The following is a 21,996-nucleotide window of genomic DNA, read 5'->3' as shown; positions in this document are numbered from 1 at the left end:
ATCGTTCGGAAGAACAAGCTTGCGCAGATCAGAAGGCGCCTCGACCGAGCTTGGAAGATGACCTGGCCGGACGCCTGCCGACCGATGTGATCGGCGCACAGATGCTTAAACTGTCTGCGCGGCAAAAATAAAGTGAGGCAAGTCGGCATTCGTGCCCGGAGGCCCGCAAGGTCTGGGCCTGCATCCCGCCGCACTGCGCCGGTACGAGGCCGCCACACCGAGAGCCATGGCGGCGATCTGGAGGGTGTGCACGCGGCAGGGATATCCCCGGACAGCGAAGATGCAGTCGAACGGATCAGGCACCTGATCCCGAAGCTTCTGGCCACACCAGAGGAGACGGGTTTCAAGATAATGCCGGAGGACGGTTTGTCGGAGCTTTTGGAAGCCGCGAACCTCTCTCCCGATATGGGCCTCAGGAGAGCGGCGGTAACGTGGTAGCGGAGGAGGGACTTGAACCCCCGACACGCGGATTATGATTCCGCTGCTCTAACCAACTGAGCTACTCCGCCACTGGGTGCGCGCTAGGTAAAAGAGGGGCCGGGCCGCGTCAAGCGGAAAAACCGTCCCCCGACCGGCAAATCCATCCGCCTAATCGGCCACACGCAGCACATGGGCGGGCCGGGCCGCAAGCGGCCTGAGAGCAAAGACCAGACCGGCGAGCAGAGTCGCCAGAACCCCGCCCAGAACGATGGCTGTGGCCGATATCGGCTCGATCCGGAAGGGCGCCTCCATCACGAAACGCATCACCGCCCAGGCGGCGAGCGCCCCCGCCGCCACCGCGACCAGACCGGCAGCTCCGCCCATAAGCGCAGAGCGAAGCGCAAAGCTGCCAAGGATGCGCCCGCGCGTGGCCCCAAGGGTCTTGAGCACCGCCGCCTCGAATATCCGTCCCCTCTCACCCGCCGCCGCAGCCCCGATCAGGACGATGAACCCGGTCAGAAGCGTTGCCGAAGCCGCATAGGCGGTCGCCGTGGCGATCCCCCCCAGTGCCCCCGCAACCTGATCGATGGCGTCCCTGACCCGGATGCCGGTAATGTTCGGATAGGCCCCGGCCAGGTCGCGCAGGATCGCGGCCTCGGCCATCTCATCGGCATAGACCGTCGCGATATGGGTGTGCGGCGCCCCGGCCAGAGCGCCCGGATTCATCGACATGACGAAGCCGATGCCGCCGGCCGAAAAATCGACCTCGCGGAAGCTCGTGATGGTCGCGGTGATGTCGCGGCCAAGAATGTTCACCGTGATCTCATCCCCCAGGCTCAGGCCCATCTCGGCGCCTTCCTCGGCGGCAAAGCTGATCACCGGCGGGCCGTCGTAATACTCGGGCCACCAGCTGCCCTCGGTCACGACGGTTTCCGCCGTGGGGGCATCGGAATAGGTCACGCCGCGATCACCGCGCAGAATCCAGTGATCGCCCGCAACCTCCCGCGCCGGCCGGCCGTTGATCTGGGTCAGGATGCCCCGCAGCATGGGCGCCGTGTCGACGCGGCTGACCGCCGGATCCTGATCCAGCCGCTGCAGGAAGCCCTCCAGTTGGTCGTTCTGGATATCGACGAAGAAATAGGCAGGCGCGCGGTCAGGCAGGTCACCCTGAATGGCCTGACGCAGGTTCCATTCGATCTGCCCCACCGCCGCCAGCACGGCAAGCCCCAGTCCGAGCGAAAGGATGACCGATGTCGCCTCGGACCGGGGGCCGCCCACGGCCCCAAGCGCCAGACGCCAGGCGGGCCAGCCGCGCACCGCACGCGACCGCGCCCCGCGCCGGGCCAGCCGGCTGATCGCCATCGCCGCGAGCCAAAGGATGACCAGCGCCCCCATCACCCCCCCGGCAGCGCCGAGTGCAAGCTGTGGCACGCCGGAAAACCAGACCGCCGATCCGACAAGCAACGCAAGCAGCAGGGCGCTGAGCGCGATCCACACTGCTCCGGGCCGGATGCCGCCCATCGCCTCGGTCCCGCGAAACAGCGCCGCCGCCCGGACCTTGCGCGTCCGCGCCAAGGGCCAGAGCGTGAAAAGCGCCGCCGTGAGAAAGCCGTAAAGCGCGGCCTCGATCAGCGGCGCGGGATAAAGCGCAAAGTTCGCCGGGATGGGCAGGCGCGCCTCGATCACCGGAGCAAGGGCCAACGGGACCCCCGCGCCCAAGATCAGGCCCAAAAGGACGCCAAGCGCGGTCAAGACCCCGATCTGCGCCGCATAGATGCCAAAGATCATGCCGCCCGTCGCGCCCAGCGTCTTGAGCGTGCCGATCACCGGCGTCTTGCCATCCAGGTAGGCGCGCACCGCGGCCGACACGCCCACGCCGCCCACGGCAAGCCCGGCAAGGCCCAGCAGGACCAGAAAGGCGCCGATCCGTTCCACGAACCGCTGGATGCCGGGGGCCCCGTTGCGCCTGTCCTGCCAGCGCAGGCCGCTGTCACGAAACTGGGCCAGTGCCTCGGCCCGCAGCGCCGCAAGGTTCGCATCCTCGGCCAACCGCAGGCGATAGCGGGTATCATAGAGCGTCCCCGGCCCCAGAAGCCGCGAATTGGCCAGCGCCTCGGTGGCAACGATGGTGCGCGGGCCGAGTCCGAAACCGCCCGAGCTGCTGTCGGGCTCGGACACCAGAATGGCGCTCAGCCGGAAGTCCTGCACGCCAAGGCGAAAGACGTCACCGGGCGCAATCCCCAGACGGTCGGCAAGCAGGCTGTCCATTATGCCGCCGGGAAGATCGTCGCCCGCCAGCGCCGCGCCGATCTCCATCGGCGGGTCCAGCACGACGGAGCCGAGCAGCGGATAGGCATCGTCCACCGCCTTGACCTGCGTGAGCGCCCGGTCCGCCCCCGTCCCCTCGCCCACCGTGGCGAGCGAGCGGAAATCGACGATTTCCGAGACCTCTTGCGCGTTCGCCTCCATCCAGGCGCGCTCCTCGGGTGCGGCAAAGCGATAGGTAAAGCTCAGCGCGGCATCGCCCCCCAGAAGGACCGCACCCTGATCGCGCAACCCCGCCTCGAGCCCCGCGCGGATCGTGCCGACGGCGGCGATGGCCGCGACGCCCAGCGTCAGGCAGGCCAGAAAGACACGAAACCCTCGCAACCCGCCCCGCAATTCCCGGCGGGCGATGCGCAGCGCCGCGCTCATTCCGCGGCCCCGCGCAGATGTCGTTCCTCTCCCTCGATGCGGCCGTCACGCAGGCGGACCACCCGGTCGCAGCGCGCCGCGAGTTCCGGCGCGTGGGTGACAAGGATCAGCGTCGCCCCGTGCCGGTCGCGCAAGCCAAAGAGAAGGTCCATGATCGCCTGCCCGGTCGATCCGTCCAGATTGCCGGTCGGCTCATCCGCCAGAAGGATCGCCGGGCGCGGTGCCGCCGCCCGGGCCAGCGCCACGCGTTGCTGTTCCCCGCCCGACATCTGCGTCGGGTAATGATCCAGCCGGTCGCCGAGGCCCACGGCGCGCAATTCCGCCTCGGCCCGGTCAAAGGCATCGGTGACACCGGCGAGTTCGAGCGGGGTCGCGACATTTTCAAGCGCCGTCATCGTCGGGATAAGGTGGAAGGATTGGAAAACCACCCCCATATTCCCCCTGCGAAAGCGGGCAAGCGCGTCTTCGTTCATGGCCGTCAGGTCATGGCCCAGCGCATGGACCCCGCCTGCAGTGGCGCGTTCCAGCCCGCCCATGAGCATGAGGAGAGACGACTTGCCCGACCCGGACGGACCGATCATCCCCAGCGTCTCTCCGCGCGCGACGTCGAGCGTGATGCCGCGCAGGATTTCCACCGGCCCCGCATTGCCCTGCAGCGTGAGCCGCACGTCACGAAGCATCAGAATAGGATCGTCCATGAAGCCCGCTCGCCTTTTCGCCACCCTGTCTGCCAAGGGATATGGGACGTACCGCCCCCTGCGCAACCGCTGCGTTGCAGCACTGATTGCCGCATCCGCATTTTTCCTTCCCGCAATGGCCGCGGCGGAAACGCGGCTTCTGGCGCTGGGGGACAGTCTGACCCAAGGATATGGCCTGCCGGCGGATCAGGGGTTCGTCCCGCGGCTGCAGGCCTGGCTGCGCGATCAGGGGCGGGATGTGCGCGTGATCAACGCCGGCGTTTCCGGCGATACCACCGCAGGGGGCCGCGCGCGGGTGGAATGGGCGCTGGCCGATGAACCCGACGCGATGATCGTGGCGCTTGGGGGCAATGACCTCTTGCGCGGGATCGACCCGGCCAGCAGCCGCGAAAACCTTTCCGCCATTCTGGATGCGGCGGCGTCACGCGACCTGCCGGTCCTTCTGGTCGGTCTGGTGGCGCCCGGTAACTATGGCCCCGAGTTTCAGCAGGCGTTCGAGGCGATGTATCCCGATCTCGCCGCCGAATACGAGGTCATGCATTATCCCAACATGCTGCAGCCGATGATGGAAAAGGCCGATGCGGGTGAAAGCTTTGTCGATCTCATGCAGGACGACCATATCCATCCGAGCGCGCGCGGCATCGATCTGATCGTCGAGGCGATGGGGCCGACGGTGCTCGAACTTCTGGATCGGGCCGAAGAAGGTTAGGCCCCGCCTTCGCGCCAGTCGAAAAATCCGGAAGGCGCGCGGTCCAGAAGATTGCGCGCCAGATCCCGGCCTGCGGCCGCACCCTGACCGACAGGCACCCGCACCTCATCGAACAGAGCCTCGGACCCATCGGGCCGCAATATTTCCCCCCGCAGCCAGAGCCTGTCATCCTCCAGCACCGCAAGACCGGCGATCGGCGTTTCGCATGACCCGTCAAGCTCGGCGAGAAATGCCCGCTCTGCAGCAAGGCGCAACCCCGTCGGATGGTCGTGGATGGCCGCCAGAAGCGCGGCAGCGCCGGCATCATCCTCGCGCCGCTCGATCCCGATCGCGCCCTGGGCGACGGCGGGCAGCATGAGTTCCGTCTCGATCGGACGGGCGGGGACATCGGACATCGCCAGACGGTTCAGCCCGGCGGTGGCAAGAAAGGTGGCGACGGCCACGCCCTCTTCCAGCTTGCGCATCCGGGTCTGGACGTTGCCCCGGAACTCCACCACCTGCAGATCCGGCCGGCGGTTCAACAGCTGGGCGCGGCGACGCAGGCTCGACGTGCCCACGACAGAACCCTCTGGCAGGTCAGCGACGCCGCCATGCCGGAAGGACACGAACGCGTCGCGCACATCCTCACGCGGCAGGTAACAGTCCAGCGCCAGCCCGGCGGGTTGCGCCACCGGCATATCCTTCATCGAATGAACGGCAATGTCGATGCCGCCGGACAAGAGCGCCTCCTCGATCTCTTTGGTAAAGAGACCCTTGCCGCCGATCTCTTTGAGCGGGCGGTCGATGACCCGGTCGCCCGTGGTGCGGATCACGACGATCTCAAAGGCTGCATCCGGCAGGCCATGGGCCGCCATCAGCCGGTCGCGCGTTTCATGGGCCTGCGCCAGCGCCAGCGGCGAGCCGCGTGTACCGATGCGAAGCGGGTGGTCGGGGGAAGGAAGCACCTGGGTCATGGCGACTTCCTACCCGCGACACATCGGCCTGACAACTGGCCGCGCCTTGACAACGCCCCACCGAACCCCGAAGCCCGTAGGCAAAGAGGAGCCGACATGTCAGCCACACCTTTGCCGGAAAAATCCATCCTGCGCGCCCTTCGCGGAGAGAAACAGGCCATCCCCCCGGTCTGGATGATGCGGCAGGCGGGGCGCTACCTGCCGGAGTACCGCGCGACCCGCGCCAGGGCCGGCGACTTTCTGTCGCTGTGCTACACGCCCGACCTGGCGGCCGAGGTCACCTTGCAGCCGATCCGACGCTACGGGTTCGATGCGGCGATTCTCTTTGCCGACATCCTTTTGCTACCGCAGGCGCTCGGGGCCGATCTGTGGTTCGTGACCGGCGAGGGGCCTCGTCTGTCGACGGTCACGTCATCGGCAGACCTGACCCGCCTGCGCCCGGTGGCTGAGGTGCATGAAACGCTCTCTCCCATCTATGAAACGATCCGCATCCTGCGGCGCGAACTGCCCGCGCCCGTGACGTTGATCGGATTTGCCGGGGCACCCTGGACGGTGGCGACCTACATGATCGCGGGACGGGGCACCCCGGATCAGGCACCGGCGCACCGGCTGATGCAGGAAGACCGCGAAACGTTCCGGCGGCTGATCGACCTCATCACAGAAGGGACCATCGAATACCTCTCGGCGCAGATCGAGGCGGGGGCCGAGGTCATCAAGCTCTTTGACAGTTGGGCCGGATCGTTGCACGGCGAGGATTTCGGCCGCTATGCGCTTGAACCTGCCCGCCGCATCATTGCGGCCCTGCGTGAACGCCACCCCGGCATCCCCGTCATCGCCTTCCCGCGTGAGGCGGGCGACAATTATATCGGTTTCGCCCGGGCGACCGGCGCCGATTGCGTCGCGCTCGACAATTCCGTCGCGCCGGAATGGGCGGCGGAACATGTGCAGCGGGACGGATGCGTTCAGGGCAATCTCGCCTCGTCGCATCTGGTCACCGGCGGTCCTGCGCTGATCGAGGAAACGCGCCACATCGTGCGCACATTCGCCGGCGGGCCGCATATCTTCAACCTCGGGCACGGGATCACCCCGGACGCCGATCCTGACAACGTGCAGCGCATGATCGACGCGATCCGCGATCCGGGACGGGTCTGACCGGCCTCAGACCCACTTGGCCAGCGGCGGCAGGCTCATCAGAACGGCATTCGCGTCATGCCCGGTCGCGAGGCCGAATTTCGTGCCGCGGTCGTAGACGAGGTTGTATTCGGCATAAAGCCCGCGATGGATCAGCTGGACCTCCCGGTCGGCATCGGTCCACGGCTGGTCGCGTCGCCGTTCCACCACGCCCAGAAAGGCGGGCAGAAAGGCGCGGCCCACATCCTGCGTGAAGGCAAAATCGGCCTCCCAGTCGCCGGTGTTCAGATCGTCATAGAAAATCCCGCCGACGCCCCGCGCACGGCCCCGATGCGGGATAAAGAAATATTCATCCGCCCAGGCCTTGAAGCGCGGGTAATAGTCCGGGTCATGCGACGCGCAGTGATCGCGCAGCACGTCATGAAAATGCGCCGTGTCCTCGGCATATTCGATGCAGGGGTTGAGATCCGATCCACCCCCGAACCACCAGGCATTGGGGGTCCAGAACATGCGGGTGTTCATATGCACTGCGGGCACATGCGGGTTCTGCATATGTGCGACCAGAGAGATACCCGAGGCCCAGAAACGCGGGTCCTGTTCGATGCCCGGCACACCGCGCGCGGCCATGGCCTTTTGCGCGGCCTCGCCCAGATGTCCGTGAACCTCCGAGACGTTGACACCGACCTTTTCGAACACGCGCCCGCCGCGCATGACGCTCATGAGGCCACCGCCCGCATCCGACCCGTCGTCCGAGGCCCGGCGCGTTTCGCGCAGTTCAAAGCGTCCCGCGGGGGCGTCGCCGTAGTGCCGGTCTTCCAGCGCTTCGAAGGCTGTCACGATCTCATCCCGCAGGCTCCGGAACCAGGTCGCGGCCCGGGCCTTCTCGGCTTCAAACATCCCGGCATCCTCCTTCTGACATGCTGACGCTCTGCAAGGCGTGAATTGGCTTTGCCCTGCTTTGGCCCTATGTTGTGCGCTCCGCAAGACCTTCGGAGTATCCATGCGCCTGCCCCTGACCATTTGTCTCATCGCGCCGCTGGCGCTCGCGGCCTGCTCGAACGCACGAGAACGCTGCATCAATGCGGCGACCGAGGAACTGAGGGTGATCAACGCCCTGGTCGCAGAGACCGAGGTCAACCTTGATCGCGGGTATACGCTGATCCGTGAACCAGGGGTGCGGACGGGAATGCATTTCTGCCTTTCGCCCACCAACCCGTTCACATTCTGCAGCACCACGCAGCCGACCGTCACCGACCGTCCCACCGCGATCGACATCCGGGCCGAGGAACGCAAGCTGGCGCAGTTGCGGGCAAAGCAATCGGAACTGACGGTGCGCGCCGCAAGCAGCATCGCCGCCTGCGATCAGCAGCACGGGCGGCGATGAGCGGTCTGCCGGCAGCGCCGCCTAATGCGCGGCGCAGCCCACCGGATCAAGCAGCGTCCGTCCGCCATCGACTGTCAGGATCTGGCCGGTCATGAACCGCGCCCCTTCCGATGCGAGGAACTGGACCGCTTCGGCCACCTCGTCCGGCGAGGCGATGCGCCCCATCGGGGTGCCTTCTGCGATGGCGCTGCGATAGCCTTCGTTCGTGCGCAAGGCTTCCTTGAGGCTCGCGCTCATGACGCTGCCAAAGGCCACGGCGTTCACGCGGATGCGATGCGGCGCAAGGGCCACCGCCATGGATCGGGTCATCTGGTCCAGTGCCGCCGCGCTCACGGAATAGGCCAGCAGCTCGGGCCGGGTCCGGTTTGCCGCGATCGACGACAGGTTGATGATCGAGCCAAGGCTCGTCTCCTCGTCCGCGCCCTTGCCCTGGGCGATCATCCGTTTTGCCACCGCCTGGCTCAGGCGCAGGCCGGTCAGCAGGTTCTGCTGCAACAGGGTCTCTACCCCGTCGTCATCTACGCTGAACGGGTCGGAATGGAGCATCTGGCGGCTCGCATTCACCAGGATGTCGACCCTGTCGAAGGCGTCGATGGTCGCCGAAACAAGGTTGGCGACCGTCAGCTTCTGACGCAGGTCGCCCGCGAAATAGCGCACGGCGCCTTCCTGTCGGGCCTCTTCACCGACTTCATCGGCCAGTCGTTCTTCGTCGATATCGGCGAACATGACATTCGCCCCCGCATCGACCAGGTGGCGGGCGATGGCAAGGCCGATGCCGTTGGCCGCACCGGTCACGATGGCGGATTTGCCAGAAATGGAGAAGGACATGGGATAACCTCTGTTCGGGCGCGATGGCGCCGTCAAGCCCGCCGGGGGCGGGAACCCTTTGGTGTGGCCGCCGGACGGGCGGCTCGGTAAATCTTGAAGGCGGGGGTCCCTGCAAGCTCCTCCACCTCGCGGAATCGCGCCTTCAGATGCTCTTCATACGGCAAATGCCGGTTTGCAACCAGCCATAGCGTCCCCGCAGTCGTCAGCATCCGCGCCGCAGCCGCTATGAAGTCGGCGCCGATCTTCGGGTCGGCGGCGCGGGCCGTGTGAAAGGGCGGGTTCATGATCACCGCGTCGAAACCCCCGTCCGGCACATGGGCCCGCGCGTCGGCCCAATGGAACCGCGCCCGTGGGTCCGCGACATTCTTCCGGGCACAGTCGAGCGCGACCAGATCGGCCTCGACCAGATGCAGTTCCTCCACCCCGTCGCGCGCCAGCGCGGCGAGCGACAGATAGCCCCAGCCGGCCCCCAGATCGGCGACGCGCGCCGGCAGCCGGTCGGGCAGGGTCGCCGCCAGAAGGGCCGAAGCCGGATCGACCCCATCCGCCGAGAACACGCCGGGCATCGTGGTGAAACCGCCCGCCAGCAGGACCGGCTGCGCCACCCAGTCGGCAAAGAACGGCCCCGAGGGCAGAACCGCGATCTTGCCATGGGCCTTGGAAATCGGCTGCGGAAACTCGACCCTCTCGCGCAGGGCCCGCACCATGGCATCCACGCCATCGGTCTTTTGCCCGTCGACCACAAGCGGCGCGCCCGGGGGCAGATGGGCCGCAGCCTCGGCGATCAGGCCCTTGGCGGCCGCGCGCGCACGGGGCAGGCAGACGATGGCGGCCGTGTAATCCCCCTCTGGCGCCGTTGCCACCTGCCAACCGGCCTGCAGCAGCGCGTCGTGATCGGGGCGGAACCGCTGGATCACCTGAACCCGGCCCCTCGGCAGATCTGCCAGGTCGCGGGCCGAGGTCGCGCCAAAGACCGCGACACGGCCCGATGCGGGCAAAGCCAGCAGACCGCTTTGCAGCGCCAGCGTCAGGCGATCGGACAGCATGAGCCGCCTATTCCTTTTCCATCGTGCATTGAAGGGGGTGCTGGTGGCGCCGTGCGAAATCCATCACCTGGGCCACCTTGGTTTCGGCCACCTCGAACGAGAATACGCCAACGACCGCCAACCCCTTTTTGTGAACGGTCAGCATGATCTCGAAGGCCTGCGCATGGGTCATGCCGAAAAACCGTTCCAGCACATGAACCACGAATTCCATCGGCGTGTAATCGTCGTTGAGCAGCAGCACCTTGTACATCGGCGGGCGCTGCGTCTTGGGACGCGTCTTGGTGATGATCGACTCATCGCCGTCACGCTGGTCCTTGTCGTCGGACATCATGCGGGGCACAAGTGTCAAGAGCATCTCCGGGGCATTCAGGGTTCTATCGGGCAGGGGTCTATCGGGGGACCGTTACGCGCTGCGCAATATAGTGGTTCTGGCGGCCAAGAAAAGCCCCGCCGGCCCACAGGGGGCCGCTGCGGAAAATCCGCTGGAACATTTGGCTCGCGCGGGGCCCGCGCCATCGACAACCCCGAATGAAGACGATGCCCGCAACATGTTTCCGCTCCGGATGAGTACCTTCCTCCAGCCCCTTGCGGTAGAAGAAGCCCGCGCCGCAAGATATTGAGAGACTGCAGAATTCCGCCTGAATCCTTTGGATTACGTGCTTTTCGGCCTGCATCTGCTGTGTTAGCCTTCACTCATAAAAGCAAAAGAAGCCCGACTTACGGGCACTGGCAGGAAAAGGACAGTGGCGTGAAACAGTCCGTGGGGCAGGTTGTCCGCACTTTCGTCGCGATGTCATTGGTTTGCGTTCTCGCTGCGCTCCCGGGCGCGGCCCTTGCGGCACCCTATGCCGCGATGGTGATGGACGCACGCTCGGGCGAGGTTCTGCATGCGCAGAACGCCGATACCCGGCTTCACCCGGCTTCGCTGACCAAGATGATGACGCTTTACATCGCCTTCGAGGCGATCCGGAACGGCGAGATCACCCTTGATACGCAGGTGCGCATCTCGCAGAAGGCGGCGAATGAGCCGCCATCGAAACTCGGGCTCCGGGCGGGGCAGACGATCGCCCTGCGCTATCTGATCCGCGCCGCGGCGATCCGGTCCGCGAACGATGCCGCCACCGCGATAGGTGAGGCGATATCTGGCTCCGAAGCCGCATTCGCCGAGCGCATGACCCGGACCGCCCGTGCGCTGGGGATGAACAGCACGACGTTCCGCAACGCGCATGGCCTGACGGCCTCGGGCCACCTGTCGACCGCGCGGGACATGACGATCATGGGCCGCAGGCTGTTCTACGACTATCCCCAATATTACAACATCTTTTCCCGCCGCTCGGCGGATGCGGGGATCGCCACGGTTCAAAGCACCAATGCGCGCTTTCTCGACAGCTATCGCGGTGCCGACGGGATCAAGACCGGGTTTACCCGTGCGGCGGGCTTCAACCTCGTCGCCTCGGCCGAGCGTGGAAACACCCGCGTGATCGCGACGGTGTTCGGCGGAACCTCGACCGCGCAGCGGAACCAGCGCGTGGCCGAGCTTCTCGACCTCGGGTTCCGCAACGCCCCGGCGCAGGTGGCGGTGAACCGCCCTGCCCTGCCCAGCTACACCGCCCCTGCGGCCAGCGGAACGGCCGCCGTCGTGACCGCGGTGGCCCGCAGCCCGCGCCCGGCGACGCGCCCGGTCGCCGCACCGCCGGCCGAGCTTCTGGTGGCGATGCGCGACGACATCAGTTCGGTGCTTGCCGAGGTTGCGGTCGTCGAGGAGGGTGCCGGTATCGAACCCCCGCCTGCCCCGCCGCAACGGCCCGAAGCGCTCGCCTCAGCCGAGACGGTTGCGGAAAGCGTGGCCGAAGCCGTGGCAACCGATATGGCCGCGATCATCGACCTGCCCTCGGAATCGGAAGAGGCGCCGTTCGAGGTCGCCGCCGCGGCCCCGGCCGCCGCTGCCACGATCCCCTATGTCGCGCCGCGCCCGCGCCCCGCTGCCGCAGCACCGACCCAGATGGTCAGCCCGGCGACGCAGGTGGTGGAACGCCCACAAGAGGTTCTGGCCGAGGCGACGCCCGCCGTCGCAACCGACCAGGAGGTCGTGACCCGCGTCTCCACCTCGGGCGGGCGCCATTGGGGCATCAATATCGGCCGCTACAACAGCCGGAACGATGCGGAACGCGTGCTGCTCACCACTGCGCTGGCGGAACCGAATGCGCTTGAGGGCTCTCTCCGCCGTGTCAACCAGATGAGCGGGGGGTTCGACGCGACCTTCATGGGGCTCAGCCAGGAACAGGCCGATCTTGCCTGCCGCAGATTGCAGGCGCGCAATCAGCTCTGCTTTACCATCGGACAGTAAATCACCGTTAAACGGCGCATCAGGGCCGGGTTCATCCCGGCCCTTTTTCCTGCGCGGTCATTCCTTCGGCGCTTCATCATAGTCAGGGTTAAGGATGCGCCGCGCGTCCCCCTCGGGATCTTCGTATTGCCGGTTTCGCAGGGACCAGAAGAACGCCACCAGCCCAAGCCCGCCAAGCAGCAGCGAGATGGGGATCAGCATCGCCAGAATGTTCATGGGCAGCCCCTACTTCAGACGCAACGCGTTGAGAGATACGGTAATCGACGACAGCGACATCGCCAATGCGGCGGCAAGCGGGGTCGCAAAACCCAGAAGGGCAATCGGGACGGCGACGACATTGTAAAGCCCCGAGATGGCAAAGTTCTCGCGGATCCGTCGCGCTGCCTTGACCGCAACCCGCCGTGCCTCGGCAATCGGCGCCATGTCGCGGCCCAAGAGCACGATGTCTGAGGCCACGCGCGCCGCATCGAGCGCCGAGGCCGGCGAAACCGAAACATGCGCCGCCGCCAGCGCGGCCGTATCGTTGAGCCCGTCGCCGACCATCAGCACATGTCGGCCAGCGGCGGCCATCGCCTGAACCAGCGCGGCCTTTTCCTGGGGCAGCGCTTCCGCCTGCCAGTTCGGAATGGCGAGGCGTGCGGCGAGTTCCGCCACGGCGCCCGTCGCATCGCCCGAGATCAGGTGCACCTCGCACCCTTGGGCCACCAGCCCGCGCACCGCCTGCGCCGCGCCCGGGCGCAACCTGTCCGCAAAGGTAAAAGCCAGCGGCGGCGCATCGCCCAAGGAAAGGTAAGTCGCGGTAACCGGCAGGGGCGTGGCCCCGACCCATTGCGCGCGGCCCAGACGAACGCGCCTGCCATTCCACTCGCCCTCGACGCCAAAGCCTGGAACCTCGCGCAGCGATGTGATGCGGACGGGGTTCAGGGGCTTGCCCGCCTGGGCCAGCGCCTGCGCCAACGGGTGGGAAGAGCCCGCGCCCAAAGCCGCCGCCACCGCCACCGCCTCGGGTCGGTGATCGGCCAGGTTTGTGGGTTCGGGCGTGCCGAGGGTCAGCGTGCCGGTCTTGTCGAACACGACCGTATCGACCTCGGCCAGACGTTCCAGCGCGGTTCCGTCCTTGATCAGCAGTCCCGCCCGGAACAGCTTGCCGCTCGCCGCCGTAATCACCGCCGGGACCGCGAGGCCCAGCGCACAGGGGCAGGTGATGATGAGCACCGCCGCCGCGATATTGACCGCAAGCCGCACATCCCCGCCCGAGACATACATCCAGCCGATGAATGAAATCAGTGCCATGAGGTGAACGACCGGCGAATAGGCCCGGGCAGCACGGTCGGCAAGCGAGGTGTAGCGCGTCCGCGCGCTTTCCGCCACGGCGACAAGATCGGCCATCCGGTGCAGCGAGCTGTCCCGGCCCGCGGCCGTCACGCGGATGACAAGCGGGCCCGTCAGGTTGACCTCGCCGGCAGAGACAAGGGTGCCGCGCCCGGCAAAAACCGGCAGGCTTTCGCCTGTCAGGAGCGAGCGGTCAAGCTCGCTTTCGCCGTCGACCACCGCGCCATCGACCGGCATCCGCCCGCCGGGGCGGACCCGCACCAGATCGCCCGCCCTCAGATCGGCGATCGCAACGGTTTCCTCGGCCCCGTCGCACAGACGAACCGCCCGCGGCACCTCCAGCGCGGCAAGCTCCTGCGCGGCCGAACGCGCGACCGCCCGGGTGCGATAGTCGAGATAGCGCCCCGCAAGCAGGAAGAAGGTCAGCATCACCGCCGCGTCGAAATAGGCGTGATGGCCGCTGTGAAACGTCTCGAACACCGAGATTGCCGAGGCCAGCACAAGCGCGAGCGAGATCGGCACGTCCATGCCCAGCCGCCCCGCCCGCAGCGAGGCCCAGGCGGACCGGAAAAAGGGCTGCCCGGAAAAAGCAACCGTCGGCAGGGCGATCGCGCCGGATATCCAGTGAAAGAGGTCGCGGGTCGCATCCTCGGCCCCCGACCAGACGGCGACCGACAAGAGCATGACATTCATCATCGAAAACCCGGCCACGCCGAGCCGCATCAGCAGGTCGCGCCCCTGCCGGTCGGTTTCCGTCATCGAAAGGCTGCCCGGGTCAAGCTCATGCGCTTCATATCCCGCGCGGGACAGCGCCTCGACCAGCGGTTCGGCGGTGATGTCCTGCGTCGCATCGACGCTCGCCCGCCGCAGGGTCAGGTTGACCCGGGCCGACCGGACACCCGGCACCCGCGCCAGCGCCCCTTCGACCGCCGAGATGCAGGCGGCACAGTGGATCGTCGGCAAGGACAAGAGAATCCGGCCTCCGGGATCGGCCGTCGCCTGGGCGGCAGGAACCACGGCGCAGGCCGGGCAGGCAGAGGGCGGGGGGCGCAGGGCACTCGTCATCGCTCAGCCCCGAACATAAAGGACAACGCGCTGGCGAAAGACCGTTCCGTCAGAGGCGGTCGCCGTCAGGCGCAGGTTCCAGTTGCCGGTTTCGACCGTCACCGGGGCCACGAACCGGCCATTTCGATAGATGAAGGCCGGCATCTGATCGTCGCGCAGATGGGTGGGACGGCCAAGGATGCCCTCCAGCCGGGAAACCTGCGCCGGGCGACCGTCCGCATCGGTGATCCGCAAGGTCAGGAGCCCCTTTTCGATCTGCGCGTCAATGGCCCAGCCCAGCCCCACTTGCGCGGCGCGATCGGCGTTGAAATGCTGGCTCGCGATATAGCTGTTCTGGACCTCCAGCCCCGAAAAGGTGCCGACGGCCTTGACGGCCATCACGACATTCACCGCGATGATGATGCTGAAGGCGGAGCAGGTGATCGCCAGAACCTTGCGGCCGGTCAGCGGGCGGGGTGCAGAAATGCTCATTCGCTTTTTCCATTGAAGAGGGTGTCGGCATGGACGCGTCCGGCACCATCGGGCGCAGTGACCCAGATGCGCAGATCCGTCATGGCCATCGTTGCTGCGGGCGTTCCCGCAGGGGCGGTGATATAGAGGCGCTGCAGCTTCTGGCTGTCGGCGGGAACCACGGTTTCATGGCCCTCCTCGCCTTCGAGCGTCATCACGAAGGGGGCGTCGGCGCTGTAGGAGAGGGTGAAGACCCGATCCTCACCCTGCTGGTTGCGGATACGGACATCATAGGTGTTGCGGATCGAGCCGTCAGACAACGTGACAAAGGTCGGGTTCCGCACCGGCGAGACCGACACCCCGATATCCGACCGGACAAACAGCGCGACGATCAGACCGATCCCGATTCCCGCCCAAAGCACGGTGTAAAGCATCGTCCGCGGCCGCAGGACATGTTTCCATACGGGGCGCGGCGGGCGCCCGGCTTTTTCCGCGACCTCATCCGAAAGCGCCAGATAGCCGATCAGACCGCGCGGCTGGCCAACCTTGTCCATTACCTCGTCGCAGGCGTCGATGCAGAGCGCGCAGGTGATGCAGGCCAGTTGCTGTCCGTCACGGATGTCGATGCCCATCGGGCAGACGTTCACGCAGGCGCGGCAGTCGATACAATCACCCCGGGGCGCGGTGCTTTTCAGTTTGCCGCGCGGCTCGCCCCGCCAGTCGCGATAGGCGACGGTCAGCGTATCTTCGTCCATCATCGCCGCCTGAATCCGCGGCCAGGGGCAGGCATAGATGCAGATCTGTTCGCGGAAAAACCCGCCGAAGAAAAAGGTCGTCAGAGTCAGGATGGCAATGGTGATCCAGACGACGGGATGGGCCGAGAGCGTGAGGATATCCCGCGCAAGGGTCGGCGCATCGGTGAAGTAAAAGACCCACGCCCCCCCTGTCGCCAGCGCGATCAACAACCACAGCGCCCATTTCACCAGCCGCAGCCGCAGCTTGCGCAGGTCCCAGCCCTGATTCCAGAGCCGCACCCTCGCGTTGCGGTCCCCCTCGACCCAGCGTTCCACCAAAATGAAAAGGTCGGTCCAGACGGTTTGCGGGCAGGCATAGCCGCACCAGACCCGCCCCAGCGCCGAGGTAAACAGGAACAGTCCAAGCCCCGCCATGATGAGAAGGCCCGCCACGAAATAGAATTCATGCGGCCAGATCTCTATCCAGAAGAAAAAGAAGCGCCGCCCCGCCATGTCGACCAGCACGGCCTGATCCGGCAGGTGCGGCCCGCGGTCCCAACGGATCCACGGCGTGATGTAGTAGATCCCGAGCGTCACCGCCATGATCCACCACTTGAGCGTCCGGAAACGCCCGCTGACCCGGCGGGGGAAAATGGGTTCGCGCGCGGCATAAAGACTGGCGGGTTGTTGATCCTGTGCAGACACGGGGGCGTCGCCTTTCGTTTCGCTCCGCCCCTGATAGCGCCCGATCCGCCGGCGCACCTTGACCTGAGTCAAAGAAGCGGATCGCCCGCATCTTTTCATGCCCCGTATCGTCCATGCAAAGGGCCGGCCCCCGAAAGGACCGGCCCGATCATCGCGCCCTCAGGCTGTCAGCGCCTATTCGCCCCCGCCCAATTGATGTACATAAAGCGACACGGCACGGATATCGGCCTCGCGGATACGCCCGGCAAAGGCCGGCATGACGCCGAAGCGGCTCTTCGCTACCGTCTCGCGGATCGCGGCCTCCGAACCGCCATAGAGCCAGATCGCGTCGTTGAGCTGCGGCGCCCCCTGGAAACGGTCGCCCTGCCCTGCATCACCGTGACACGATGCACAGTTGTCCGCAAACATCCCCGCCCCGGTTGCCGCAAGGGCGCGATCATGGCTCTGCCCCGAAAGGGCAAGCACATGCTGCACCACCGCGTCGATCTCTTCGCGGGGCAGGATCTCGCCGAAGGCGGGCATTTGCGACCAGCGGGCATCGGGGTCGGTTTCGTTCCGGATGCCGTGGCTTACCGTGGCATGGATATCCTCGACCGTGCCGCCCCACAGCCAGTCATCGTCCAGAAGGTTCGGAAAGCCCTGCGCCTGCACGCCCGCCGCGCCAGAGCCATGGCATTGCGAACACTGGGTCCGGAACACCGCCGCCCCGGCCGAAACGGCAAAGCGGTTCAACTCATCATCCTGTGGCACGGTGGCAAGATCGGCCGAGGCGAGGCGTTCGAACCAGATGGCGTTGCGCTCGTTGAAGCCCTCGATCTCGGTCACGACAGCCGCCCGGGTCGAATAGCCCAAAAGACCCGGGGTCGCCTGCCGGATCAGTGGCCAGGCGGGAAAGGCGATCATGTAGAGGATCGCCCAGGCGATCGTCACGTAAAAGGTCCAGAGCCACCAGCGCGGCATCGGGTTGTCGTATTCCTCGATCCCGTCCCAGACATGACCGGTGGTCTGCACCTCGCCGGGAACCTTCTTGCGCAGCACCGGCTTCGGGTCGGGATATTGCCGTTCCGGCGGCGCGACCCGGTTTTCCGGCACCTTGTCTTCTTTATCGACCATCACCGGGTCTCCTTTTCGGGTGCGGGGCAGTCATCGTTGCGAAAGATCATGCCAGCGGTTTCCTGATGCACGCGGCGGCTGCCGGGCCGGAAGGCAAAGAGGATGACGCCCACGAAGAACAACGTCATGAACAAGAGCATCCAGCTGTCGGCAAAGGCGCGCAGAAGCGTATAGAGTTCCATCGCGACCTCCTCAGCGGCTCGCGTCGGGCGTGAAGGTCGAGAAATCGACCAGCGTGCCGAGCATCTGCATGTAGGCCACCAGCGCATCCATTTCGGACACCCCCGGCCGCCCGTCGAAGTTGCGCACCTGTGCGCCCGGATAGCGTTCGACCAGCGCGTCAAAGTTGCTGTCGGCATCCGCCTGCGCAAGGAAATCGGCGCGGGCGTTCCGGATCATCTCATCGGTATAGGGCACACCGATGGCACGATGCGTGCGCATCAGGTCGGCGATATAGCGGCCATCGAGCTGCCGGTTCAGCAGAAAGCCATATTTCGGCATGATCGATTCCGGCACCACCGATTGCGGGTCGATCAGATGCTGGACGTGCCATTCGTCGGAATAGCGCCCGCCAACCCGCGCCAGATCGGGGCCGGTCCGTTTCGACCCCCACTGGAACGGGCGGTCATACATCGATTCCGCCGCCAGGCTGTAATGGCCATAGCGTTCCACCTCATCGCGCATCGGGCGGATCATCTGGCTGTGACAGGCATAGCACCCTTCGCGGACATAGACCTCGCGCCCCGCCAGTTCGAGCGGGGAATAGGGCCGCACGCCCTCCACCTCTTCGATGGTGTTTTCCAGATAGAACAGTGGTGCGATCTGCACGATGCCGCCGATGGTGACCACCAGAAAGCTGAGCACCAGAAGCAGCGTGGCGTGGGTTTCGATTTTCTTGTGCTTGTCGAGGATTCCCATGACAGCCCCCTTATTCAGCCGGAACGGCCGTGGCGGTGGCGGTCGAGCGGGCGCCGACCGAAGTCACGGTTTTCCAGAGGTTGTAACACATGATGAGCGCGCCCGAGAGATAGAGCACCCCGCCCAGCGACCGGACCACATACATCGGGAACTTGGCCGCCACGGTGTCGGCGAAGGAGTTCACGAGGAAGCCCTGGGCGTCGACCTCGCGCCACATCAGGCCTTCCATGATGCCCGTCACCCACATCGAGGCGGCGTAAAGCACGATCCCGATCGTCGCGAGCCAGAAGTGCCAGTTCACGAGGCTGACGCTATAGAGCCGTTCCCGCTGCCAGAGCCGCGGCACGAGGAAGTAGAGCGCGCCAAAGGTGATCATCCCGTTCCAGCCAAGCGCGCCGGAATGGACATGCCCGATGGTCCAGTCGGTGTAGTGCGACAGCGAGTTGACCGCCTTGATCGACATCATCGGCCCCTCGAAGGTCGCCATGCCGTAAAAGCCCACCGCCACGACCATCATGCGGATCACCGGATCGGTGCGCAGCTTGTCCCACGCGCCGGAAAGGGTCATCAGCCCGTTGATCATGCCGCCCCAGCTCGGCATCCAGAGCATGATCGAAAAGGTCATGCCCAGCGTCTGGGCCCAGTCGGGCAGCGCGGTGTAGTGCAGGTGGTGCGGCCCCGCCCAGATATAAAGAAAGATCAGCGCCCAGAAGTGGATGATCGACAGCTTGTAGCTGTAGACCGGACGCTCGGCCTGTTTGGGGATGAAGTAATACATCATGCCCAGAAAGCCCGCGGTCAGGAAGAAACCCACCGCGTTATGGCCGTACCACCACTGGACCATCGCGTCCTGCACGCCCGAAAACGCGCCCACCGACCGCGACCCCCAGATCGACACCGGCAGGCTGAGGTTGTTCACCACATGCAGCATCGCGACAGTGACGATGAAGGCAAGGTAGAACCAGTTAGCGACATAGATGTGCCGCTCTTTCCGGTTGATGATCGTCCCGAGGAAAACCGCAAGATAGACGACCCAGACAATGGTCAGCCACCAGTCCACATACCACTCGGGTTCCGCATATTCCTTGGACTGCGTCGCGCCCAGCAGATAGCCCGTGGCGGCCAGCACGATGAAGATGTTGTAGCCCCAGAATACGAACCAGGCCGCGTTCCCGCCCCAGAGCCGCGCGGCGCTTGTCCGCTGCACGACATAGAACGACGTGGCGATCAGCGCGTTGCCCCCGAAAGCAAAGATCACGGCCGAGGTATGCAGCGGCCGCAGCCGCCCGAAATTCGCATAGCCCTCGGCCCAGTCGAAATTGAGCACGGGAAAGGCAAGCTGGAAGGCGATGAAGGTGCCGACCAGAAAGCCCGCAACCCCCCAGAAGGCGGTGGCGATCACGCCGGCGCGCACCACACCGTCCATGTAGCCGGCCTGCGGCACGGGTTTCGGCTCATCTATCCGGCGGACCTGCCACAGGAACATCCCGCCCGCGATGAGCATGATCAGTATTGCATGGACCATATAGGCCAGGTCGCGCGCGTAGTTGGCGGCGATCGCTGCGAACAGCGCAATCAGCCCCAGCGCGACCAGTTTGACGTAATCCCACATTTTTCTCGTTTCCTCGTCCCTGCCCCATGCGGGGAATCATCGCGCGGGGGGCGTTTCGACAGCCTGCTTGTGACGGAAGGCCGCTGGGGAAACCTTGATCTGCGTCAAACCGCCGGACGGCGCCGCTTGATCCGTGTCAATGTCGCGCCTCCGGAATGTGCTAAGGTGCAACCAGTAGCCAAGAGGAGGTGACCGATGGCTTACAAGACATTGCTGACTGTTCTGACCCGCGAGGCGGATGTCGCCCCTACCCTTTCGGCGGCAGCCGACGTGGCACAGCGGATGGATGCCCATCTCGAGGTGCTCTGCCTCGGGCTCGACCGGACGCAGGTCGGGTTTTACTACGCCGGTGCCTCGGCGGTGGTGTTTCAGGAAACGCTCGCCAGGGCGCAAGAGGATGCGAAGGCGCTGGACAAGGCCGCGCGCGACTGGCTGGGCCGGCAGACCCTGCGCTGGGGCGTCGAGACGGCCGTGACCCAGGTCGGCGCGCTGACCGACATTGTGTCGCTGCGCGCCCGGTTCAGCGACCTCGTCATCCAGCCGAAACCCTACGGAGAGGACAAGGCGCTGGAAGATGAGGCGGTGGTCGAGGCGGCGCTCTTTGCCGGCGGCGCCCCGGTGCTGGTCATGCCGGCCGAAATGCCCGCGGCTTTCGGCAAGCGCATCCTCGTCGCCTGGAACCAGAGCGCCGAGGCGATGGTCGCGATCCGCCGCGCACTGCCGCTGCTCAAGGAAGCGGATCTGGTGAACGTGGCGATCATCGACCCGCCACAGCACGGTCCGGAACGGTCCGACCCGGGCGGTGCACTTTGCCAGATGCTGGCACGGCACGGGGTGCGGACCGAGGTTTCGGTGCTTGCCCGCACCATGCCCCGCATTTCAGACGTCATCATCCGCCACGGGCGCGATATCGGCGCGGACATGGTGGTGATGGGTGCTTATGGCCATTCGCGCCTGCGGCAGGCGATCCTTGGCGGCGCGACCCGGAACATGCTGGAAAACACCGACCTGCCGGTCTTCATGGCCCATTGACCCTGCGCCACAGCGACGGCGTCAGACGAGGAAACCGCCGTCGCTGTCATCGCCCGCCTCTTCCAGCAGGCGGTCGAAATCGGGGATCGTGACGTGGCGCTTGCCATCCAGGACGATGATGCCGTCCTTGCGCAGCGCAGAAATCTGCCGGCTGACGGTTTCGAGCGTGAGCCCAAGGTAATCCGCCATCGCCTCACGCGTGAGCGGCAGGTCAAGCGTCAGGTTCCGCGTCTTGCCCCTGAGCCCGAGCGCCGCGTCGCGGCGTGCGATAATGGCAATCAGGCTCGCAATCTTTTCGCGCGCGGTCTTGCGGCCCAGAAGCAACATCCACTCCCGCGCCGCGTCCAGTTCGTCCAGCGTCATCTCAAGCAGGCGCTGGCCGATATGGGGCGTCCGGATCATCATGTCTTCGAACGGCTTTTTCCGGAAACAGCACATGACAAGGTCGGTGGTCGCCGTCACGTCATAGGCCGCCCGGTCGCGCCCCGGCCGACCCACGAAGTCCGACGGCAGCAAGAGCCCCACCATCTGCCGGCGCCCGTCCTCCATTGTCTGGGTCAGGGTGGCGATTCCGGTCACGACCGATGCCACGAAATCCATCCGGTCGCCCGACCAGACCACGGTCTGGCCCGCCTCGAAGCTGCGGTAGAACTTGATCTCTTCCAGCTGCACCAGTTCGTCCGTGTCGCAGCGTGCGCAAACCGCCCGATGCCGTATCGGGCAGTCGCCGCATTGCTGGTGCACGACGATGGGTGCCGGGTCTTTCAGGGCGGGTCGGTTCAAGGGATTGATCTGTATCAAGGCTGCAAGGGCGTATCGAACCTA

General features: G+C 65.8%; 21 protein-coding genes and 1 tRNA gene. 5 read left to right on the top strand and 17 right to left on the bottom strand.

The window, feature by feature from the left end; all coding sequences use genetic code 11:
* Positions 1-432: 432 nt before the first annotated feature.
* The 3 genes from ACFSGJ_RS14145 to ACFSGJ_RS14135 all read right to left on the bottom strand — a co-directional run bounded on the left by ACFSGJ_RS14145 (position 433) and on the right by ACFSGJ_RS14135 (position 3,812).
* Positions 433-509 (bottom strand) — tRNA-Met (locus ACFSGJ_RS14145).
* 79 nt (positions 510-588) lie between these two features.
* Positions 589-3,114, bottom strand: coding sequence for an ABC transporter permease (locus ACFSGJ_RS14140; RefSeq protein ID WP_390263090.1), 2,526 nt, complete (start codon positions 3,112-3,114; stop codon positions 589-591).
* Positions 3,111-3,812, bottom strand: coding sequence for an ABC transporter ATP-binding protein (locus ACFSGJ_RS14135; protein WP_390263088.1), 702 nt, complete (start codon positions 3,810-3,812; stop codon positions 3,111-3,113). Before ACFSGJ_RS14135 ends, ACFSGJ_RS14140 begins: the two co-directional genes overlap by 4 nt.
* On the opposite strand from ACFSGJ_RS14135, the gene ACFSGJ_RS14130 reads away from it, so the two are divergent.
* Positions 3,811-4,521, top strand: a complete 711-nt coding sequence (locus ACFSGJ_RS14130) for an arylesterase (protein WP_390263085.1) — start codon at positions 3,811-3,813, stop codon at positions 4,519-4,521. The two genes, ACFSGJ_RS14135 and ACFSGJ_RS14130, sit on opposite strands and share 2 nt — an antisense overlap.
* Here ACFSGJ_RS14130 and hemC read toward each other — a convergent pair.
* A complete protein-coding gene (gene hemC, locus ACFSGJ_RS14125; RefSeq protein WP_390263082.1) occupies positions 4,518-5,474 on the bottom strand; it encodes a hydroxymethylbilane synthase in 957 nt (318 codons plus the stop codon). The two genes, ACFSGJ_RS14130 and hemC, sit on opposite strands and share 4 nt — an antisense overlap.
* A 96-nt stretch (positions 5,475-5,570) precedes the next feature.
* Here hemC and hemE point away from each other — a divergent pair, with 96 nt between their 5' ends.
* Positions 5,571-6,626 carry a uroporphyrinogen decarboxylase gene (hemE, locus tag ACFSGJ_RS14120; RefSeq protein ID WP_390263079.1) on the top strand — a complete coding sequence of 352 codons (1,056 nt, stop codon included), beginning with the start codon at positions 5,571-5,573 and terminating at the stop codon, positions 6,624-6,626.
* Between the two features lie 6 nt (positions 6,627-6,632).
* On the opposite strand, the gene hemF is transcribed toward hemE, so the two are convergent.
* Complete coding sequence (gene hemF, locus ACFSGJ_RS14115; protein ID WP_390263077.1) at positions 6,633-7,502, bottom strand: oxygen-dependent coproporphyrinogen oxidase; 870 nt, start codon at positions 7,500-7,502, stop codon at positions 6,633-6,635.
* A gap of 103 nt (positions 7,503-7,605) precedes the next feature.
* On the opposite strand from hemF, the gene ACFSGJ_RS14110 reads away from it, so the two are divergent.
* On the top strand, positions 7,606-7,989 hold the full coding sequence (locus ACFSGJ_RS14110) for a hypothetical protein (protein WP_390263075.1): 384 nt from the start codon (positions 7,606-7,608) through the stop codon (positions 7,987-7,989).
* A 21-nt stretch (positions 7,990-8,010) separates the two neighbouring features.
* On the opposite strand, the gene ACFSGJ_RS14105 is transcribed toward ACFSGJ_RS14110, so the two are convergent.
* Genes ACFSGJ_RS14105 through clpS form a run of 3 tightly spaced genes read right to left on the bottom strand, consistent with a single transcriptional unit; the run spans position 8,011 to position 10,218 of the window.
* Positions 8,011-8,817, bottom strand: coding sequence for an SDR family NAD(P)-dependent oxidoreductase (locus tag ACFSGJ_RS14105; RefSeq protein WP_390263072.1), 807 nt, complete (start codon positions 8,815-8,817; stop codon positions 8,011-8,013).
* Between the two features lie 32 nt (positions 8,818-8,849).
* A complete protein-coding gene (locus tag ACFSGJ_RS14100; protein ID WP_390263069.1) occupies positions 8,850-9,863 on the bottom strand; it encodes a methyltransferase in 1,014 nt (337 codons plus the stop codon).
* A 7-nt stretch (positions 9,864-9,870) separates the two neighbouring features.
* Positions 9,871-10,218 (bottom strand): ATP-dependent Clp protease adapter ClpS, encoded by a 348-nt coding sequence (clpS, locus tag ACFSGJ_RS14095; RefSeq protein WP_390263066.1) that lies wholly within the window; start codon positions 10,216-10,218, stop codon positions 9,871-9,873.
* A gap of 435 nt (positions 10,219-10,653) precedes the next feature.
* On the opposite strand from clpS, the gene ACFSGJ_RS14090 reads away from it, so the two are divergent.
* Positions 10,654-12,210 carry a D-alanyl-D-alanine carboxypeptidase family protein gene (locus ACFSGJ_RS14090; RefSeq protein ID WP_390263129.1) on the top strand — a complete coding sequence of 519 codons (1,557 nt, stop codon included), beginning with the start codon at positions 10,654-10,656 and terminating at the stop codon, positions 12,208-12,210.
* Positions 12,211-12,267: 57 nt separating this feature from the next.
* On the opposite strand, the gene ccoS is transcribed toward ACFSGJ_RS14090, so the two are convergent.
* The 8 genes from ccoS to ccoN form a co-directional block, all read right to left on the bottom strand.
* Positions 12,268-12,426, bottom strand: a complete 159-nt coding sequence (gene ccoS, locus ACFSGJ_RS14085; protein WP_390263063.1) for a cbb3-type cytochrome oxidase assembly protein CcoS — start codon at positions 12,424-12,426, stop codon at positions 12,268-12,270.
* Positions 12,427-12,435: 9 nt separating this feature from the next.
* On the bottom strand, positions 12,436-14,607 hold the full coding sequence (locus ACFSGJ_RS14080; RefSeq protein WP_390263060.1) for a heavy metal translocating P-type ATPase: 2,172 nt from the start codon (positions 14,605-14,607) through the stop codon (positions 12,436-12,438).
* A gap of 3 nt (positions 14,608-14,610) precedes the next feature.
* A complete protein-coding gene (locus ACFSGJ_RS14075) occupies positions 14,611-15,078 on the bottom strand; it encodes a FixH family protein (RefSeq protein WP_390263057.1) in 468 nt (155 codons plus the stop codon).
* A complete protein-coding gene (gene ccoG, locus ACFSGJ_RS14070) occupies positions 15,075-16,496 on the bottom strand; it encodes a cytochrome c oxidase accessory protein CcoG (protein WP_390263054.1) in 1,422 nt (473 codons plus the stop codon). The genes ACFSGJ_RS14075 and ccoG overlap by 4 nt, the downstream gene beginning before the upstream one ends.
* 174 nt (positions 16,497-16,670) lie before the next feature.
* Entirely contained in the window at positions 16,671-17,609 is a 939-nt protein-coding gene (gene ccoP / locus ACFSGJ_RS14065; RefSeq protein WP_390263051.1) for a cytochrome-c oxidase, cbb3-type subunit III, read from the bottom strand.
* Positions 17,609-17,791, bottom strand: a complete 183-nt coding sequence (locus ACFSGJ_RS14060) for a cbb3-type cytochrome c oxidase subunit 3 (protein WP_390263048.1) — start codon at positions 17,789-17,791, stop codon at positions 17,609-17,611. The genes ccoP and ACFSGJ_RS14060 overlap by 1 nt, the downstream gene beginning before the upstream one ends.
* A gap of 10 nt (positions 17,792-17,801) precedes the next feature.
* Entirely contained in the window at positions 17,802-18,527 is a 726-nt protein-coding gene (gene ccoO / locus ACFSGJ_RS14055; protein WP_390263045.1) for a cytochrome-c oxidase, cbb3-type subunit II, read from the bottom strand.
* Between the two features lie 10 nt (positions 18,528-18,537).
* Positions 18,538-20,139: a cytochrome-c oxidase, cbb3-type subunit I gene (ccoN, locus tag ACFSGJ_RS14050; protein WP_390263042.1), complete on the bottom strand. Its 1,602-nt coding sequence runs from the start codon at positions 20,137-20,139 to the stop codon at positions 18,538-18,540.
* Between the two features lie 195 nt (positions 20,140-20,334).
* Between ccoN and ACFSGJ_RS14045 the strand changes: the two genes are divergently transcribed.
* The gene (locus tag ACFSGJ_RS14045) at positions 20,335-21,171 is read left to right on the top strand and encodes a universal stress protein (RefSeq protein ID WP_390263039.1); all 837 of its coding nucleotides are present in this window, start codon (positions 20,335-20,337) and stop codon (positions 21,169-21,171) included.
* A 21-nt stretch (positions 21,172-21,192) separates the two neighbouring features.
* Here ACFSGJ_RS14045 and fnrL read toward each other — a convergent pair whose 3' ends face one another.
* Complete coding sequence (gene fnrL / locus ACFSGJ_RS14040) at positions 21,193-21,939, bottom strand: transcriptional regulator FnrL (protein WP_390263126.1); 747 nt, start codon at positions 21,937-21,939, stop codon at positions 21,193-21,195.
* Between the last annotated feature and the right edge of the window lie 57 nt (positions 21,940-21,996).

Origin of the sequence: Halodurantibacterium flavum (genome assembly GCF_042681825.1) — a bacterium.
Lineage (GTDB): Bacteria > Pseudomonadota > Alphaproteobacteria > Rhodobacterales > Rhodobacteraceae > Halodurantibacterium > Halodurantibacterium flavum.
This window is presented reverse-complemented; position numbering and strand designations above follow the sequence as displayed.